The organism is Pseudomonas sp. P4795 (assembly GCF_048822895.1).
In the GTDB taxonomy this organism is placed as follows: domain Bacteria; phylum Pseudomonadota; class Gammaproteobacteria; order Pseudomonadales; family Pseudomonadaceae; genus Aquipseudomonas.
The window spans coordinates 112163-128235 of record NZ_JBMFBT010000001.1 but is presented as its reverse complement, the minus strand read 5'-3'; the positions used below and the strand labels follow the sequence as shown (position 1 = coordinate 128235).

Here is a 16073-nt window from a genome sequence, read left to right as displayed (position 1 = left end):
CATCTCTCTTCAATTCAGGAATGGGCCGGCAGCGGACGTGGCGCAACCGGCTTGGCAACTACCCGGTCACTGGCGCCGGGCTTGAGGAAAATCGTCAGCACCACGGCAAACATCAGCGCGCCGCTCATCAGCAAATACGAAGCGCCGGGTGAGCCAGTGGAACTGTTCAGATAGCCGACCAGATACGAGCCGCCGAACGAACCCAGCGCGCCCATGCTGTTGATCAACGCCATCGCGCCGCCGGCAACGTTGGCCGGCAGAATTTCCGGGACGATCGCAAAGAACGGCCCGTAAGGCGCGTACATGCAGGCGCCGGCGATCACCAGCAACGTGTACGACCACCAGAAATGTTCCGCGCCCAAGGCGTAGGAGCCGTAGAACGCCACTGAGGCGATCAGCAGCGGCGGCCAGACGAAGCGTTTGCGCTTCTGCAATTTGTCCGAACCCCAGGACACCAGCAGCATGCCGATCACCGCCGCCAGATATGGCAACGCCGACAGCCAGCCGGCCTCGATCATGTCCATTTGCGCGCCAGCCTTGAGGATCGATGGCAGCCACAACACGAAGCCGTAAACGCCGATGCTCCAGCAAAAGAACTGCAACGCCAGAATGATCACTTTCGGCGAGCGAAACGCTTCGGTGTAGTTCTTCACCGCTTTGATCCCGACCTGTTCAGCGGCCAGAGCACTTTCCAGATCATGTTTTTCCTCAGCACTGAGCCACTTGGCCTCGGCCGGACGATCATCCGCCAGTTTCCACCAGATGAATGCCCAGAGCACCGCCGGCAAGCCTTCGATGATGAACATCCAGCGCCACGAGTAATGCTGCACCAGATAACCCGAGACCACCGACATCCACAGCATGGTCACCGGATTACCGAGGATCAGAAAAGTGTTGGCCCGCGAGCGTTCGGCGCGGGTGAACCAGTGGCACAGGTAAACCAGCATCGCCGGCATCACGGCGGCTTCGACCACGCCGAGCATGAAGCGGATGACGATCAGCCAATACGCGTTGGAAACCACGCCGGTCAGGGTGGCGAGACCGCCCCAGAGGATCAGGCTGACGAAGATCAGCTTCTTCACGCTGTGTTTTTGCGCGTAGATCGCGCCGGGTACCTGGAAGAAGAAGTAACCGAGGAAGAACAGTGCGCCGAGCAGCGATGACAGGCCCGGGGTGATCATCAGGTCTTCGGCCATGCCGGAGGCTGCGGCGAAACCGTAGTTGGCGCGATCCAGATACGCCAGGCTGTAGGTGATGAACACGATCGGCATGATGTACCACCAGCGGCGGGCGGCAAGGGTTGCGGTTTTCATGGTGTTGCTCCTGAGCTTGTTGTTTTTGTCGCAGCAGGTTCAAAAAAATATTTTGTCTGTCAGGGCCTCATCGCTGGCAAGCCAGCTCCCACAGGTATTTCAGCTGTTTCAAAGATTGAGGGAACACCAGCAACCCCTGTGGGAGCTGCGGTGCGACGATTCGACTTGCCAGCGATGGCGGCCTCAAATTCACGGCACATTTCAGATCGAGTCGGCAAACCCTCCATATCCCCACGACTCTGCACCGCACGACTGCCAATCCAGTTCGCACGCTTCACGGCTTCGGCAAAACTCTGATGTTCAAGCAGCGCACTGATCATCCCGACCGCAAACCCGTCACCGGCACCCACCGTATCGACCACTTTCGCCACCGGCACCCCGGCAACAAAACCCTGATCCAGCTGCGTGCGGTAATACGCGCCCTGCGGCCCGAGCTTGATTGCCACAGCTTCGGCGCCTTGATCGAGATAAAACGCGGCGATGTCCGCCGGATCTTCGAAACCGGTGAGCAAACGGCCTTCGCTCAACCCCGGCAAAACCCAGTGGGCGAGGGCGGCGAGGCGGTTGATCTCACTGATCATCTCGCGCTCACTGGCCCACAGGCTCGGACGCAGATTCGGGTCGAAGGAAACGCTGCGCCCTGCGTTACGCATGCGCGTCATCAGCTCCAAAGACATTTCCCGCGCCGAAGCCGACAGGGCGGGCGGAATACCAGTGGCATGCAAATGCCGAGCACCGAGCAATGTCGGCGTAATCGATTGCGACGATAGATGACTGGCCGCCGAGCCACGGCGGAAATACTCGACCTGCGGATCGCTGCCATCGTCATTGCGCGACTTGAGCTGAAACCCGGTGGGGTGCGCCTGGTCGACTTCGACATGGCTGCAATCCAGACCTTCGCGCACGAGGGTTTCAACCACAAAGCGTCCCAGCGAATCAGCGCCAACCCGGCTCAACCACGCAACCTTGAAGCCCAGCCGCGAAAGTCCGATGGCGACGTTGCTGTCGGCCCCGGCAATCCTTTTGTGAAACTCGCCGACCGCCGCCAGATCACCGCTCTGTTCGGCGACAAACATGGCTATGGTTTCGCCGAACGACAGAATATCGATCTCAGACATGAGCAGGCTCCAGACGGGATTGGCCGAGGCGGGCGAGGGCGGCGACGTGTTCGCTGGTCAGTTGCACCAGGTCATCGCCCTGCAATGGATATTCGGCGGCGCGCATGACGCCTTGGTCCATGTGCCGCAGCAGTTGTTCCCACAGATGCAGGTCAGTGGCGGCTGGCGGCACCGCCACCAGTTTGCCGTCGGCGCGGCGATTCACGGCTTTGCAGTGCACATAGCCGACATGCCGACCCAGCAGGCGTGCAGCACTGGCGGCGGACTGGTCTTGCCACTGCCAGTTGCCGATGTCGAAAGTCATCTTCACCGGCAGATTGTGTTGCTCGACCGCGGCGAAGAAACGCTGAAATGGTTCAATGCGTCCACCGTGCAGGGTCTGGTCGTTTTCCACCAAAAGCTGCACCGGACTTTGCTGGATGATTTGCGCGAGGGTTTGCAGATCACAGTTGTCGGTGAAAAATCCCAGCGAGACTTTCAGCCACTTCGAGCCGAACGCCTCAGCGTTTTGCAGCGCGGTGATCAACTCGGGATTGGGCCGCGCCTGACCGGCCAGCCATAATTCGCTGGGTGATGAATAGATGCTTTGCAGGCCTTGCGCTTGAGTGGCAGCGGCGAGTTGCGCGGACACTTCGTTGGTGAGCAACTCTTCGCGCCACTCGATGCGATTGGCGCCAGCGGCGGCCAGTACCTCGATGAATGAGCCTTGTCCACGGCGGCGCACAAGCTCGGCGCCGTAGCTGGACAGGCTGATGGAAACGGCTGGTTTATTCATTGTTATTGACCTCTGAAACCGGTTTCATTTTTGTTCAAAAAAATATCAGGTGTTTCTGTGTTGTCCTTTACGGCCTCATCGCTGGCAAGCCAGCTCCCACAGTGTCCGGGTCGTACACAAAGGCTTGGTACACCTCTGAACCTGTGGGAGCTGCGGTGCGACGATTCGACTTGCCAGCGATAGCGTCAGATCAGACACCGTCAACGTCACGGGTCGACCCACGCTCAACCAGCACCGGCGCAAAATCCAATGTCCGAACCGCTTCGGTATCGCCACGCAAGCGCTTGAGCAAACACTCAAACGCCCGCGCACCAATCTCCGCCGTCGGCTGGGCCAGCGCAGTAATCCCGCTCCCCACCAACGGATACCAATCCAGATCATCCAGCGCGATCAGCCCGACGTCCTCAAACAACCGGGCACCGATCTCGCGCAAGGCCAGCGTACAAGCCAGCGCCGCCACGCCGTTGGCGCAGAACAGCGCTTTCGGCTTGTCGCCAGACGTGTTTAAAAAGGTGTGAATTTCTGTAGGAAGCTGCGGCCCGGTTTCCAGCACCGCGCCGCTCAAGCCTGGCCGCTGCGCAATCTGCTGTTGAAAACTCGCAACCCGCTCGATCCGCGAGCTGGTGCCGTCAAACGGTTCGCTGATCAGCAAGATCTCCCGATAGCCACGCAACTCAAGATGATCCAGCGCCATCTCAATGGCCTGCGGGTTGTTCAATCCGACCATATCGCTGTCCAACCCATCGACCTTGCGATCCACCAGCACCAACGGCATCTCGCGCTGCAACTCATGCAGCTCATTCCGGTGATGACCGAGGGTGTTCACGATCAGCCCCTCGATGTTGTACGAGCGCAACAGCGCCAGGTGCTGACGTTCCTGCTCGTCATCGCGGTCGGTGTTGCACACCACCAGGCTATAGCCGTGCGCACGGCAAGCGGTTTCCACCCCGTGCATAACGGCAATCGAATAAGGGTTACGGATATCGGCCACCAGCATGCCGATCAGGCGAGTGCGGCCGCGCTTCAAGCCACGGGCCATCTGATTCGGGCTGTAGCCGAGTTCGGCGATGGATTGCTCGATGCGCTGCGCAATCGCATCGGAGAGCAGGGCGCGGTCATCACCGATGAAGCGCGAGACGCTGGCCTTGGATACGCCAGCGTGTTCGGCGACGTCGAGCATGGTGACGCGGCTGCGCTGGGCGGCGGAGAAATCGTTCACGGATGAAAAGCCTTTTTATTGGAATTATGTGAATCAGCCTGGTAAGGCTGAAACCGGTTTCAGATAACCGCATTAAACCTCGACTCGTCAAGCCTGAAAGCTCCAGACCCAGTAGAGCACCCAGTGCAATTCCGACCAGCGGTCATAAAACCTGTCAGATCTGACAGTAGGCGAAAGTTGGATTACTGCGTTTAATTTCCCCCACCGCGGAATCTTTTTAAGGTGAAGGGAGAGCACTGGATGAGCGCCAAGAAAGCCGTAGGAATATTTGCCCTGCCGTTGACCATTGATGGTGTTGGTGCCGATCAGGTGCTGCCTGCGGATGCCCATCTCAATGGCGCAACGCTGCGAATTCCTCCTTGGATAGCACCGACGCTCGAACCCGGCACCCGTGATTTGCTGGAAATCTGGATACGAGAGCCAGGCGCATCTTCCGAGACCCGCTTTCATAGCAGCACGTACCCGTTTCCTGTGGTGTTTCCAGGTTCGATCCATCTGCCTGCTCAGTACCTGCAACTGATCGGCAGCTTCACGCTCAAGTACCGAGTGACTGCCGGCGACACCGGTAACAAAGATGACGCGTTACCGCAGGACTTCATTCTCCGGCGCTCGATTCCGGTCAATCTGAAGGAAGTGACATTCCCCAACGCAACCTTGTGGGGCTATTTCAATTGCACTACGTCACCCCCGATCTGGGTGGTGGTGATCATTCGAGTGCCAGCGCAACCGGGGCGGTTCCAGGCAAACGATGTGTGCGAACTGGATTGGGAAGGCTTCACCACTCTGAACGGAGTCAACGCTATTCCCGGCACGGCGCTACGCCTACCAAAAACCCTGTCGCAGCAGGAAGCCACCTCGCCCCAAGGGTTCGATTTCAGAATTGAAAGCATCCATTACGACAAACACATAAAACCGATGGAAATAAACGCATCGGCGCTTGCCTCTTACACCCTGTACCGCAATGGCGTTGCGTTGGGCAAATCAGCGCTGGAACTCGTCAAGATCGATCGGGGCATACCGGGGCAGAGTGTTTCATGTGGACCATGAAGCAATCAGGTGCAATTTCAACCGCAAGACAACAGTAGAAAAAAACGCTGGAACAGACGTCAATCCCATGACCAAGCAGCCTGCAGTCGCGAGAAATTTCATTGGGAAACAACGTTGATGATTCAACAACTAACTCATCGATGGAGTTCACGAACATGAATATGCAGGTTAAAACTGGTGGTGGTGTGCTTGCTTTGCCTCCAACAATTGTCGGTATTTTGCCCGATGGTCGACTACCTCGTAGCCAGTTGGTAGACGACAACCTAAACGATGGAGCCGACTCTAGAGAAGTCATCTTCCAATTGGGTGACGTCGATGACAAATCGTCCAGTGGAGCTCATACGATCACGCTGCTGGTTTATCCGGAGGGATACACGCCGGTTGAAAACGACCCGACTTATGTAGTCCTTACAAGGTTCAAAGCCGATCAGCCAACAGGTGACTGGAGCTTTCCAGAAGATTTTAAATTGACTGGTGATGCCGTCAGGTTCTTGGTAGACAAGCACCATCCGTCCGGTGATTACGCCGAATATGGTGCGGCGCTCATCATCTACGATGAGTTCGGGAATCCCGACATGTCTCAGCCGGAGCTTAAGTTCTTTGTCGATCTAACCGCGCCGCACCAAGACCAACCCGGTAATGGCAACGGAAGGGGTAGACGGCCTCCTTTGATTGACCAAACAGGCTTGCCAGCCGTCATCGATGACGCCTGGCTGGCTGACCAGGCTAACACTGGCGGTTTGGACATCACCATTTCCACCGCCTATCAAAAGTTCGAAGCAGGGCTCGATCGTCTCAACTTCTACTTGTCTGCCCAGACAACATTTTCCGGTATGCAGGGTGAGGGCGCCGCCGTAGCCAATTTCCCTTTGCCTGTTGGCGGGGTCGTCAACATTCCTCTCGCCAGGCTGCAAGCGCTTAAGGATGGGCCGTATTATTACTCCTACAACCTCACGGATGCACCGGGCAATATCAGCAACAGTTCGGCAATCACATTGTTGTTCAATCGAGTCAGCGCACCGGCTCCGGTATTGGACATTCCAAGGATCCCGATCACCAATCCCAATGGGCAAACGCCTATTACCTTTGCGAGCTTCAAACCTGATCCCAATGCGGTGGTGATGGAGATCGATTTCCCGCTCAATTCGCTTCAGGGCGACCGGATCTTGCCACACATCCAGGATGCAAACGGCAATGTCTATGATCTGCCAGAACAGCCGATTCCAGCGCCAGGCACAACGGGCCCACTGAAGTTCGGCATGGATTACGACTTTTGCGCACAAGTCTTTGGCGATCCGAACGGGCAGACTGACCAACAGTTTGTGTACTGGTACGAATTGCTTCGCACGACGATTCCGGACAATCCGGTCTCTGCACCTCAGCAATACGGCATTATCGACTTCGCGTATGGCGGGCCGGAGCAGCCAAATCTGCCTGACCTGGAAAACCCTAATATCGTCCCGGTTGTGGTTCAAGGTGGCGGCACCCCCGCCCCTGCGCCCAATACGCTTGGTCCGGCACAGGCAGGCCTTGCTGCAACCATGACCTGGAACTTGTGGACTGACCCTAACCGACCAATTACCGGTCGTGAAATCGTCACGTTCTTCTATCAGGGCAAGCAAGTCGGTACTCCGGTGGGCGTGCAGGCGGGGCAGACAACTGTTTCCACGCCGCTGCCTTGGGCAACGATACTGGCGGAGCAGAACGGCAGCGGTGCAAACGCGCGCTTGGCTTATATCACCGTTTCGTACCCCGGCAGCTTGAATCCGATGACGCAAACACCTCCAACGCGTGTGGATGTAACAGCTGTCGTGATCAATCTGCCGGCGCCAAAAATCATCGTTTCGGCATTCAGGACAGCGACCGGGACGCTTGTTCCAGAGCGCGCAGTGACCGCCATCAATTGCCCGAGCCAGGATCACCCGGTGGTGGCGAACGGGCCAATGCCGCCGTATGCACCACGCAAGTTGCGGGTTCGGGTCGATCGGGATCTCAATATTCCGGCAGGCGCAACGGTGGCGTTCAAATTCGAGGGGCGCGTGACCAATGGCGCCGGTGGTGCGGTGATCCCTAACACCAGCTTCAGCGACTCGAAGCCGATGCCGGCAACAGGCCCGCTTGAATTTGACGTGGATTACAGCTTCATCCGCCCAATTCAGAACCCAAGCCCCGGCCCGGGCCTGCGTCCGGCTACTCAATACGCGTACATCGAGTATGTGGTCAACGGCATTACGGCTTCGATCATCGTCGGCGTGGCGCTGTTGAACTCGAGCCTGGTGTATTGCGAGACGAACCGTCCTTGATCATGGATCAACAGTACTTCGAGTGAAACTTCTGAGGATCAGGGCGACAGCAATTGTCGCCCTAATCCGAGGAAGCGAAGTCAGATACGGATGATCTTACGATACAAGGGGATAAATCGTACGGAGACGAAGATTAATCCTACATATCCCTGGGAAAGTTATCCGTAGTCTGGCGGCCTTTCAGTTCCGGCTCGCGACTTGTTTGAGCCGGACACTCGTTCCTTACGGAATGCAATCGAGTAGGACTCACTTATGTCGCCGAAATCGCACCCCCCGTTCCACAAGACTTCATTCAGTTTCCGGCTGTTGACCCTGATGCCTGTGATGATCAGTTCGTCGATGGTCTATGCGGGCAGCGTACCGTCAGGCACCACGCTACCGATTGACGGCACGACCCCCGTGCAATCCTGGCAGCTGCAAACCAACGCCACGTTGAACGCTACGAATGCCACGACACTGGAAATGACCAGCTCTGGCGGTGGTGCGATCAATTTGACTGGCTCAAATGTAAGCGCTGCTGCGGGCTCAGGGATTTTTCTCACCAATGCCACTGCCAACCTGGATAACTCAACCGTTAACAGTGCTGCCGGTATCGGAATCTCGGCAGTCCGCAATCCCGTCAGCGTAGGTGGCTCCAACGTCACTTTGCGTAACGGCTCCGTTGTTCGAGGCTTGCAAGGGGGCATTGCGGGCAATCGGTTCAGTGTAATAAACCTGAATAATTCCACCGTTGAAGGAACGGGTAATACCAGTTTCGGAATACGGATGCTGGAAGGTTCACTGGCGGCGACCGGCAGCACGATTACCGGCGGTCTCAACGGGGTAACCGTGGGTACCGACACCCGGGTGGCTGCCGTCATTCCCACCAAAATCATCCTCGACAGCACCCGGGTCGAAGGTGTTACCGGATCGGCCCTGGTCGTTGGCATCAACGCACCGAACTTTCCGACCGTGGCCGATATTGAGGTCCGCAATGGCTCGACGCTGGTGGCTGGCAACAACACCTTGTTGGAAGTCAGACAGGGCGCCTCGGCCGGCTTCCTTGTAGATAACAGCGCCTTGACCGGCAATGTCACGGTAGTGTCTGGCAGCTCCGCTAACGTCACGCTACAAAACAATGCATCTTTGACTGGCGACTTGCAAAACGTCACAACGGCTGTGTTGAACAACCAGGCACACATGGCGGGCAATGTGCTGGGGGCTTCCAGTGTGATGCTGGATAATGGTTCGACGCTGACCGGCGATCTGGACAATGTCGCCAGTGCGTCTCTCAATAACAAGAGCAGCATGATCGGCAACTTCAATGCGGCTGCGGGAAGTGTTTCGAACCTGACTCTGGATAACGGTGCGAGTCTGAGGGGGGAAGTAAACAACGTCGGCAACTTCGCTATCAATAATCAGGCGCTCTGGCAAATGACCAGCAGTCAGTCTGTGAATAATCTGTCACTCGGTAATGGCGGCGCTGTAGAGTTGGGCTCGCCCCAGCAGTACTTGCAACTGAACGTAGCCAACTTGTCGGGCAACGGTCAGTTCAGGATCGGCACCGACTTCAATCAAGGCATCAGCGATTTGCTGAATGTCACTGGTAGCGCCTCCGGAACTCATGAATTCATAGTCACCAGCTCGGGGCTTGATCCGGTCAACGACTCCTCCATCAAAGTGGTGCAGAGCGTGGCTTCGGCAGCGCAATACGGTGTAGTAAACAACCGTGTGGATGTCGGCGCGTTCACTTATCGTTTGGTGAAGGAAGGCGATGACTGGTTTCTGCGACCGGACAAAACCGTGATCAGTACGCCGACCCGTGCGGCGCTGGCCATTGCCGGCATGTCCCCGACGGTGATCTATGGCGAAACGGTTTTGCTGAATAATCGCATGGGTGATTTACGCGTCAATGGCGGGCAAACGGGTGGATGGGTCCGTTCGTTCGGCAGCCAGTACAGCATCAGCAACAACGCATACGGAAACGGTTTCCGCCAGCAACAGTATGGTGGGTCGTTGGGTGTCGACACTCCGGTGCAGATTGCAGGCGAGCGGGTATTGGTCGGCGTGTTTGCCGGTTACAGCAAGTCGGATCTGGATTTGACCCGTGGCAGTTCCGGAGAAATCGGCAGTACATCACTCGGCATCTACGGTACCTGGTTCGGCGATCGCGGTTATTACCTGGATACGGTGGCAAAGCTCAATCATTTTCGTAACAAAGCCGATGTGATGCTGAGCGATGACACCAAGACCAAAGGCGACTACAACAACCTGGGTGTCAGCGCGTCGGTGGAGTTCGGTAAGCGCTTTGAACTCGGGGAAGGCTACTACGCCGAGCCGTTCACCCAATGGCAGGCAGCCTCGGTGCAGGGCAAGGATTTCCATCTGGACAATGGCCTGAGTGTCGACGCCGACACCACTCGTTCCATGCTTGGCAAGGCGGGCGTGACGTTGGGACGTGGCATGAAGTTGGCGAATGGCAGCGTATTACAACCCCATGTGCGTTTGGCTGCGGTGCATGAGTTTGTGAAAACCAATGAGGTGCGAGTCAACCGCAACAAATTCAATAATGATCTGTCGGGCACAGGTGTTGAAGCCGCCGCTGGCGCATCCTGGACCTTGAATGACCGCTGGCAGTTGCACGCAGAACTGGACACCCGCAAGGGCGATAGCGTGACCAAGGACTACGGCGTCAACATGGGGGCGCATTTCAAGTTTTGAGGATCAAGACATGAAAAAGGGAAGCGTTGGCTTCCCTTTTTTTGCATGCTGTGGGTATCACTTCAAGACTTGCACATCTCCGACGAGCTGATACGTAGAGCCATCAGCCTTATCGAGCACAACGTTGAAGTTGGCCGCGACATTCTGCCCGCTTGCAGGCTTGATTTCGATGTGACCTGAAATAGCCTCGCTGATCTCATTGCCATCTTTAAAACTGAGCGCTACATCGGAGCTGCTGTTGATTATGTGTTTGCCTACCGGATAGGACTTTGGAACGATGAGCGTGATTTCCCGCGCATCATGGGTCTTGGCTTTAGTTGCCGAAGGTGGTCGGTCGATCGCCACGATTTGTTCTGCGTCGATCTTGTCAATGCCAACCTTGACTGTGCCGATCAGCCGGGAGGATGCAACGAAATCCGTGAAGGGCGTCCCGGTGTTGGCGAAAGCCTTGGCCGTCACGAAATTACCGGGGGCAAAACTGGTGCGTCTGGTCACAGCGTTCATGAATAGGATCTCCGTTCACTTTAGGGAAGTATCCAAAGGCCGTTCGACCCTAAGTCTGGATGCATCATAAAAGCGTGTTTCGTGCGGCTTGTATACTGTCAGACTTGACAGGTTACAGCGCTTGAAATCTGTGAGCGAATTGACTGTGCTATCGATATTTCCGGTTCAGCCAAACAACCCGGCAGCAATGTTGATCGAGAATCCCAGAATCGCCGTGTTGAATACAAATCCGATCAACGACTGCGCCAAAACGATCTTGCGGATGTCCCGCGTGGCCACACCGACATCCGCTGTCTGCACCGCCACGCCGATGGTGAACGAGAAGTACAGGAAGTCCCAGTAATTGGGCGTGGTCAGTCCTTCGGCGAAACGCAACGCTGGCTCCTTGCCGTTCCAGGTGTAAAAAAGCCGCGCGTAGTGCACACAGAAAATCACCCCGATCAGCAGCCATGAGCCGATCACCGTCAGCGCGGTGAAGCCGTAGTGCAGCAGTTTTTGCGTGGTATCCAGATTCTTGCTTCCGGCCAGTTCGAAAGCGATGGTAGCCAGACTGGCGAGCGCTGCAATGCATACTACGAACAACACCAGCCCGGCGTTTTCGTCCTCGACTTCGGCGATGCGTTTGACGTCCGGCGCCTTGGCGCGGGCGGCGAGCCACAGCATCAGGATCAAGTAGGTCCAGACGCCGGCGTTCCAGCCGACGAGGATCTTGCTGATGATGGATTCGGCAGGCGTCACTAGGCCGACGGCGAGGCCAAGCAGAGCGGCGGCGGAAAGGCGAGGGTGGGTGAGGGCGAAGAAGCGCATGGAAGGCTCTATGGTGACGGCATCGAGCGAACCATAGCATGGGTGTGAAGTTTGGCAGGCGTTGGGGCTGCTTAACAAAAAACCTTGAGGCTCTGTCAGCATGGACGGAAGCTCAAGGTTTTTTGTTACAGCAGGGCGGACTCATGACTACGTCAGTTTTGGATCTGAAGCTTGCCTTTGGAGACTGTCACGGTTTTCGGAACAGCGTCCCCGTTCTGGCCAACGAATCCGAATATGGCCTCTATTTGCCCCTTGTCCGAACCGGTAGCCGGAAAACCGAGAAAGGTAACGGTGCCTTGAATCGCCCGATAAAACGGATCCACGCCAACTGCAAGTCTTTCCACGAATACTGCACTGACCAGATGGGAGTCGGCCCCGAAGTCGTAGACGGTATTCAAACTGGCGGTTTGTGCCACGTTCAAAACAATGCTCAGACTCCGTCTCGGACGACCATCAATCCACCATTCCCCCCGAGCAGTCCAGGCCTGTTGCTTGAAGGATGAATCGAACTGCGCAGTGAGCTGTACTGTTTCCGCTGAATAGCTATCTTTCACCGGTGGTTCCAGTCCATCGACATCAGCAGTCAGAGTGCCTGCGGATGTTGTAAGTGCGGCAGTCATAGGTTGACGCTCCCTTGGTCGTTCGGCGCGAGATCCAGCTCTCCGGCAACCGTAACCTGGTCTTTGCCATTCGGTGCTACGGCAGTGAAGTGGAACTTTGCCGTGGCTGTATCTGTGGCAGCGTTGACACTGACAGTAACTGTACCGCTATTCGCGTAATAGGGAGACTCGCTACTGCCGGATGTACTTTTCCACCAGGTGGCTGAAACGTCGGGACTGGTGGCGAAATCGAAGGTCTGGTTGGAAATGTCACCGCCGTCAACGAAGTTGAAGGCGATGTTTCTTCGCTCGTTCGGCCAAGCCGACAAAGAGGCCCACCCCTGCAAGGAGCGCCCCCCAACCACGGAATAAAACATTTCTTCTGCGTCAAAATTCTGAAGTTCGGGATCGGTTGTCGTGGCTTTCAAAAAGCCACTTGCATTGCCCCTTACATTTGTCATGAGTAGCTCCTGCTTAATTAGTCTGATGTGACAGGAGCCAGCCTAAAGGCTAAAGGCGATCAGCGAACCTGCCAAAGTTGACAGGTATAACCACCAATTTTTTTATGACGAATGTCCATTCTTGCCAGAATATTTGCGCACCAGCTTCATGACTACAACAAAGAACACCGGCACGAAAATCACCGCCAGCGTCGCCGTGATCATCCCGCCAATCACCCCGGTACCAATCGCTTGCTGGCTCGCCGAGCTCGCACCCGTGGCAATCGCCAGCGGCACCACGCCGAGAATGAAGGCCAGGGAGGTCATGACAATCGGGCGCAAACGCAGGCGTGCTGCTTGCAGCGTGGCATCAATCAGGTCGTGACCTTCGTCATACAGACTCTTGGCGAACTCGATGATCAGAATCGCGTTCTTCGCCGACAGACCGATGATCGTAATCAAGCCAACTTTGAAGAACACATCGTTGGGCATCCCGCGCAACGACACCGCCAGCACAGCACCGAGCACGCCCAGCGGCACCACCAGCAATACCGACGTCGGAATCGACCAGCTTTCGTACAACGCCGCCAGACACAGGAACACGATCAGCAGCGACAGACCGAGCAAGATCGGCGCCTGGCTGCCGGACAAGCGTTCCTGCAACGACAATCCGGTCCATTCCTGACCCAGGCCTTTCGGGCCTTGCGCGACGAGTCGTTCGATTTCCGCCATGGCTTCGCCGGTGCTGTGACCGGGTTTCGGCTCACCGGAAATCGAGATCGCCGGGTAGCCGTTGTAGCGGGTCAACTGTGCCGGGCCTTGGGTCCAGGTAGCCCTGACGAATGCCGACAGCGGCACCATTTTTCCAGCATCGTTGCGCACATGCATTTTCAGCAAGTCATCGACCTGACTGCGGTGGTCGCCTTCGGCTTGCACCACAACGCGTTGCATACGCCCCTGATTGGGGAAGTCGTTGACGTACGATGAACCGACTGCGGTGGACAGCACGTTACCGACGTCAGCAAACGAGACGCCTAGGGCATTAGCCTGCTTGCGATCCACCTCAAGCTGCACTTGCGGCGCCTCGGCCAGCGCACTTTCGCGCACGTTCATCAGCACCGGGCTTTTTTCGGCGGCAGCCAGCAGTTCGGTGCGCGCCTGCATCAACGTCGCATGGCCGAGGCCGCCGCGATCCTGCAAGCGGAATTCGAAACCGCTGGAGGTGCCGAGGCCGTCAACCGGCGGCGGTAGCACCGAGAACGCCATGGCGTCTTTGATCTGGCTCAGGGCGATGTTGGCGCGATCCGCAATCGAACTCGCCGAATCATCGCTGCCACGCCGCGACCAATCCTTTAACGTACTGAATGCCAGCGCCGCGTTCTGGCCGCTGCCGGAGAAGCTGAAACCGAGAATCACCACGCTGTCACTGATGCCCGGCTCGCCGGCATTGTGCGCCTCGAGTTGTTCGGCGACTTGCACGGTACGGTTCTTGGTCGCACCCGGTGGCAACTGGATATCGGTGATGGTGTAACCCTGATCCTCGACCGGCAGGAACGAGGAGGGCAGGCGCGCGAAGCACAGGCCCAAGCCAATCAACAGCACGCCGTAAATCAGCAGGTAACGCCCGGTGCGTTTCAACGCATAGCCGACCCAGCTCTGGTAGCGGTCAGTCAGTTGCTCGAAGCGGCGGTTGAACCAGCCGAAGAAGCCGGTTTTTTCATGGTGTTCGCCCTTGGCCAGTGGCTTGAGCAACGTTGCGCACAAAGCCGGGGTCAAGGTCAGCGCGAGGAACGCCGAGAACAGGATCGAGGTGGCCATCGACAGCGAGAACTGCCGGTAAATCACCCCGACCGAACCCTGCATGAACGCCATCGGAATGAATACAGCCACCAGCACCAGGGTGATGCCGATGATCGCCCCGGTGATCTGTTGCATGGCTTTGCGCGTGGCCTCTTTCGGTGACAGGCCTTCGGTGGCCATGATCCGTTCGACGTTCTCCACCACCACAATCGCGTCGTCCACCAGAATGCCGATGGCCAGCACCATGCCGAACATGGTCAGCACGTTGATCGAGAACCCCAGCGCCAGCATCGTCGCAAAGGTGCCCATCAGCGCAACTGGCACCACCAGCGTCGGAATCAGCGTGTAACGGATGTTCTGCAAGAACAGGAACATCACCGCAAACACCAGCAGCATCGCTTCGCCGAGGGTGTAGACCACTTTGGTGATCGAGACTTTGACGAATGGCGAGGTGTCGTAGGGAATCTTGTATTCCACGCCCGCAGGGAAGTAGCGCGCCAGCTCATCCATCTTTGCCCGCACCAGTGTCGCAGTGCTCAGCGCGTTGGCCCCCGGCGACAGTTGCACGCCGACGGCGGTGGACGGCTTGCCGTTCAGGCGAGTGCCGAACTGATATTCCTGACTGCCGATCTCGACCCGCGCCACATCCTTGATGCGCACGGTGGAACCGTCGGGATTGGCTTTGAGCACGATGTCGGCGAACTCATCCGGCGTCGACAGCTGGCCTTTGACCAGAATCGTCGCGGTGATTTCCTGAGTGTTCGGGTTCGGCAAGTCGCCGATGCTGCCGGCCGAAACCTGAGCGTTCTGCGCCACAATCGCGGCGTTCACGTCAGCCGGGGTCAGGTTGAAACCGATCAGTTTCTGCGGGTCGATCCAGATGCGCATCGCGCGCTCGGCGCCGTACAACTGGGCCTTGCCGACGCCGTCCAGACGTTTGATCTCGTTCATCACGTTGCGCGCGAGGTAATCGCTGAGCGCTACGTCGTCGAGTTTGCCGTCGCTGGAAGTCAGGCTGATCAGCAGCAGGAACCCGGCGGAGACTTTCTCTACCTGCAAGCCTTGCTGATTGACCGCTTGCGGCAGACGCGACTCGACTACCTTGAGGCGGTTCTGCACATCGACCTGCGCCATTTCCGGATTGGTGCCCGGCTGGAAGGTCGCCTTGATGGTGGCGCTGCCAAGGCTGCTTTGCGATTCGAAATACAGCAGATGATCGGCGCCGTTGAGCTCCTCCTCGATCACGCTGACCACGCTTTCATCGACGGTCTGCGCCGAGGCGCCCGGATACACGGCGTAGATTTCGATCTGCGGCGGCGCGACGTCGGGGTACTGCGCCACCGGCAACTGCGGAATGGCCAGCGCACCGGCCAACAGGATGAACAGCGCAACTACCCAGGCGAACACCGGGCGGTCGATAAAGAACTGCGGCATATAAAAGCGTCCTG

Annotated in this window: 12 protein-coding genes; 3 read left to right on the top strand and 9 right to left on the bottom strand. The window is 57.3% G+C overall.

Features of this window, described 5'->3' with window-relative positions; all coding sequences use genetic code 11:
- Window positions 1-14: 14 nt before the first annotated feature.
- The 4 genes from ACOI8A_RS00510 to ACOI8A_RS00495 form a co-directional block, all read right to left on the bottom strand.
- Entirely contained in the window at window positions 15-1313 is a 1299-nt protein-coding gene (locus ACOI8A_RS00510; protein WP_420649075.1) for an MFS transporter, read from the bottom strand.
- Window positions 1314-1372: 59 nt separating this feature from the next.
- Window positions 1373-2431 carry a sugar kinase gene (locus ACOI8A_RS00505; RefSeq protein WP_420649074.1) on the bottom strand — a complete coding sequence of 353 codons (1059 nt, stop codon included), beginning with the start codon at window positions 2429-2431 and terminating at the stop codon, window positions 1373-1375.
- Window positions 2424-3206, bottom strand: coding sequence for a TIM barrel protein (locus tag ACOI8A_RS00500; RefSeq protein WP_420649073.1), 783 nt, complete (start codon window positions 3204-3206; stop codon window positions 2424-2426). Before ACOI8A_RS00500 ends, ACOI8A_RS00505 begins: the two co-directional genes overlap by 8 nt.
- Before the next feature lie 190 nt (window positions 3207-3396).
- Window positions 3397-4425, bottom strand: coding sequence for a LacI family DNA-binding transcriptional regulator (locus ACOI8A_RS00495; RefSeq protein ID WP_420649072.1), 1029 nt, complete (start codon window positions 4423-4425; stop codon window positions 3397-3399).
- Between the two features lie 240 nt (window positions 4426-4665).
- On the opposite strand from ACOI8A_RS00495, the gene ACOI8A_RS00490 reads away from it, so the two are divergent.
- The 3 genes from ACOI8A_RS00490 (at window position 4666) to ACOI8A_RS00480 (ending at window position 10475) form a co-directional block, all read left to right on the top strand.
- A complete protein-coding gene (locus tag ACOI8A_RS00490; protein ID WP_420649071.1) occupies window positions 4666-5472 on the top strand; it encodes a hypothetical protein in 807 nt (268 codons plus the stop codon).
- 155 nt (window positions 5473-5627) lie between these two features.
- A complete protein-coding gene (locus ACOI8A_RS00485; RefSeq protein WP_420649070.1) occupies window positions 5628-7775 on the top strand; it encodes a hypothetical protein in 2148 nt (715 codons plus the stop codon).
- Window positions 7776-8027: 252 nt separating this feature from the next.
- Window positions 8028-10475: an autotransporter outer membrane beta-barrel domain-containing protein gene (locus ACOI8A_RS00480; RefSeq protein ID WP_420649069.1), complete on the top strand. Its 2448-nt coding sequence runs from the start codon at window positions 8028-8030 to the stop codon at window positions 10473-10475.
- Window positions 10476-10532: 57 nt separating this feature from the next.
- Here the strand turns inward: ACOI8A_RS00480 and ACOI8A_RS00475 are convergent, their stop codons facing one another.
- The 5 genes from ACOI8A_RS00475 to ACOI8A_RS00455 all read right to left on the bottom strand — a co-directional run bounded on the left by ACOI8A_RS00475 (window position 10533) and on the right by ACOI8A_RS00455 (window position 16059).
- Window positions 10533-10979: a hypothetical protein gene (locus ACOI8A_RS00475; protein WP_420649068.1), complete on the bottom strand. Its 447-nt coding sequence runs from the start codon at window positions 10977-10979 to the stop codon at window positions 10533-10535.
- Window positions 10980-11144: 165 nt separating this feature from the next.
- Entirely contained in the window at window positions 11145-11786 is a 642-nt protein-coding gene (locus ACOI8A_RS00470; protein ID WP_420649067.1) for a DUF1345 domain-containing protein, read from the bottom strand.
- A gap of 152 nt (window positions 11787-11938) precedes the next feature.
- Window positions 11939-12406 carry a hypothetical protein gene (locus ACOI8A_RS00465; protein ID WP_420649066.1) on the bottom strand — a complete coding sequence of 156 codons (468 nt, stop codon included), beginning with the start codon at window positions 12404-12406 and terminating at the stop codon, window positions 11939-11941.
- Window positions 12403-12846 carry a hypothetical protein gene (locus ACOI8A_RS00460; protein WP_420649065.1) on the bottom strand — a complete coding sequence of 148 codons (444 nt, stop codon included), beginning with the start codon at window positions 12844-12846 and terminating at the stop codon, window positions 12403-12405. Before ACOI8A_RS00460 ends, ACOI8A_RS00465 begins: the two co-directional genes overlap by 4 nt.
- 102 nt (window positions 12847-12948) lie before the next feature.
- Window positions 12949-16059, bottom strand: coding sequence for a multidrug efflux RND transporter permease subunit (locus ACOI8A_RS00455; protein ID WP_420649064.1), 3111 nt, complete (start codon window positions 16057-16059; stop codon window positions 12949-12951).
- Window positions 16060-16073 lie beyond the last annotated feature (14 nt).

What these genes read in the sequence shown, in the direction of transcription:
- ACOI8A_RS00470 (WP_420649067.1), bottom strand. Translation starts at nt 11,786, where the DNA reads ATGCGCTTCTTCGCCCTCACCCACCCTCGCCTTTCCGCCGCCGCTCTG.
- ACOI8A_RS00485 (WP_420649070.1), top strand. Translation starts at nt 5,628, where the DNA reads ATGAATATGCAGGTTAAAACTGGTGGTGGTGTGCTTGCTTTGCCTCCA.
- ACOI8A_RS00460 (WP_420649065.1), bottom strand. Translation starts at nt 12,846, where the DNA reads ATGACAAATGTAAGGGGCAATGCAAGTGGCTTTTTGAAAGCCACGACA.
- ACOI8A_RS00500 (WP_420649073.1), bottom strand. Translation starts at nt 3,206, where the DNA reads ATGAATAAACCAGCCGTTTCCATCAGCCTGTCCAGCTACGGCGCCGAG.
- ACOI8A_RS00475 (WP_420649068.1), bottom strand. Translation starts at nt 10,979, where the DNA reads ATGAACGCTGTGACCAGACGCACCAGTTTTGCCCCCGGTAATTTCGTG.
- ACOI8A_RS00465 (WP_420649066.1), bottom strand. Translation starts at nt 12,406, where the DNA reads ATGACTGCCGCACTTACAACATCCGCAGGCACTCTGACTGCTGATGTC.
- ACOI8A_RS00510 (WP_420649075.1), bottom strand. Translation starts at nt 1,313, where the DNA reads ATGAAAACCGCAACCCTTGCCGCCCGCCGCTGGTGGTACATCATGCCG.
- ACOI8A_RS00480 (WP_420649069.1), top strand. Translation starts at nt 8,028, where the DNA reads ATGTCGCCGAAATCGCACCCCCCGTTCCACAAGACTTCATTCAGTTTC.
- ACOI8A_RS00455 (WP_420649064.1), bottom strand. Translation starts at nt 16,059, where the DNA reads ATGCCGCAGTTCTTTATCGACCGCCCGGTGTTCGCCTGGGTAGTTGCG.
- ACOI8A_RS00505 (WP_420649074.1), bottom strand. Translation starts at nt 2,431, where the DNA reads ATGTCTGAGATCGATATTCTGTCGTTCGGCGAAACCATAGCCATGTTT.
- ACOI8A_RS00490 (WP_420649071.1), top strand. Translation starts at nt 4,666, where the DNA reads ATGAGCGCCAAGAAAGCCGTAGGAATATTTGCCCTGCCGTTGACCATT.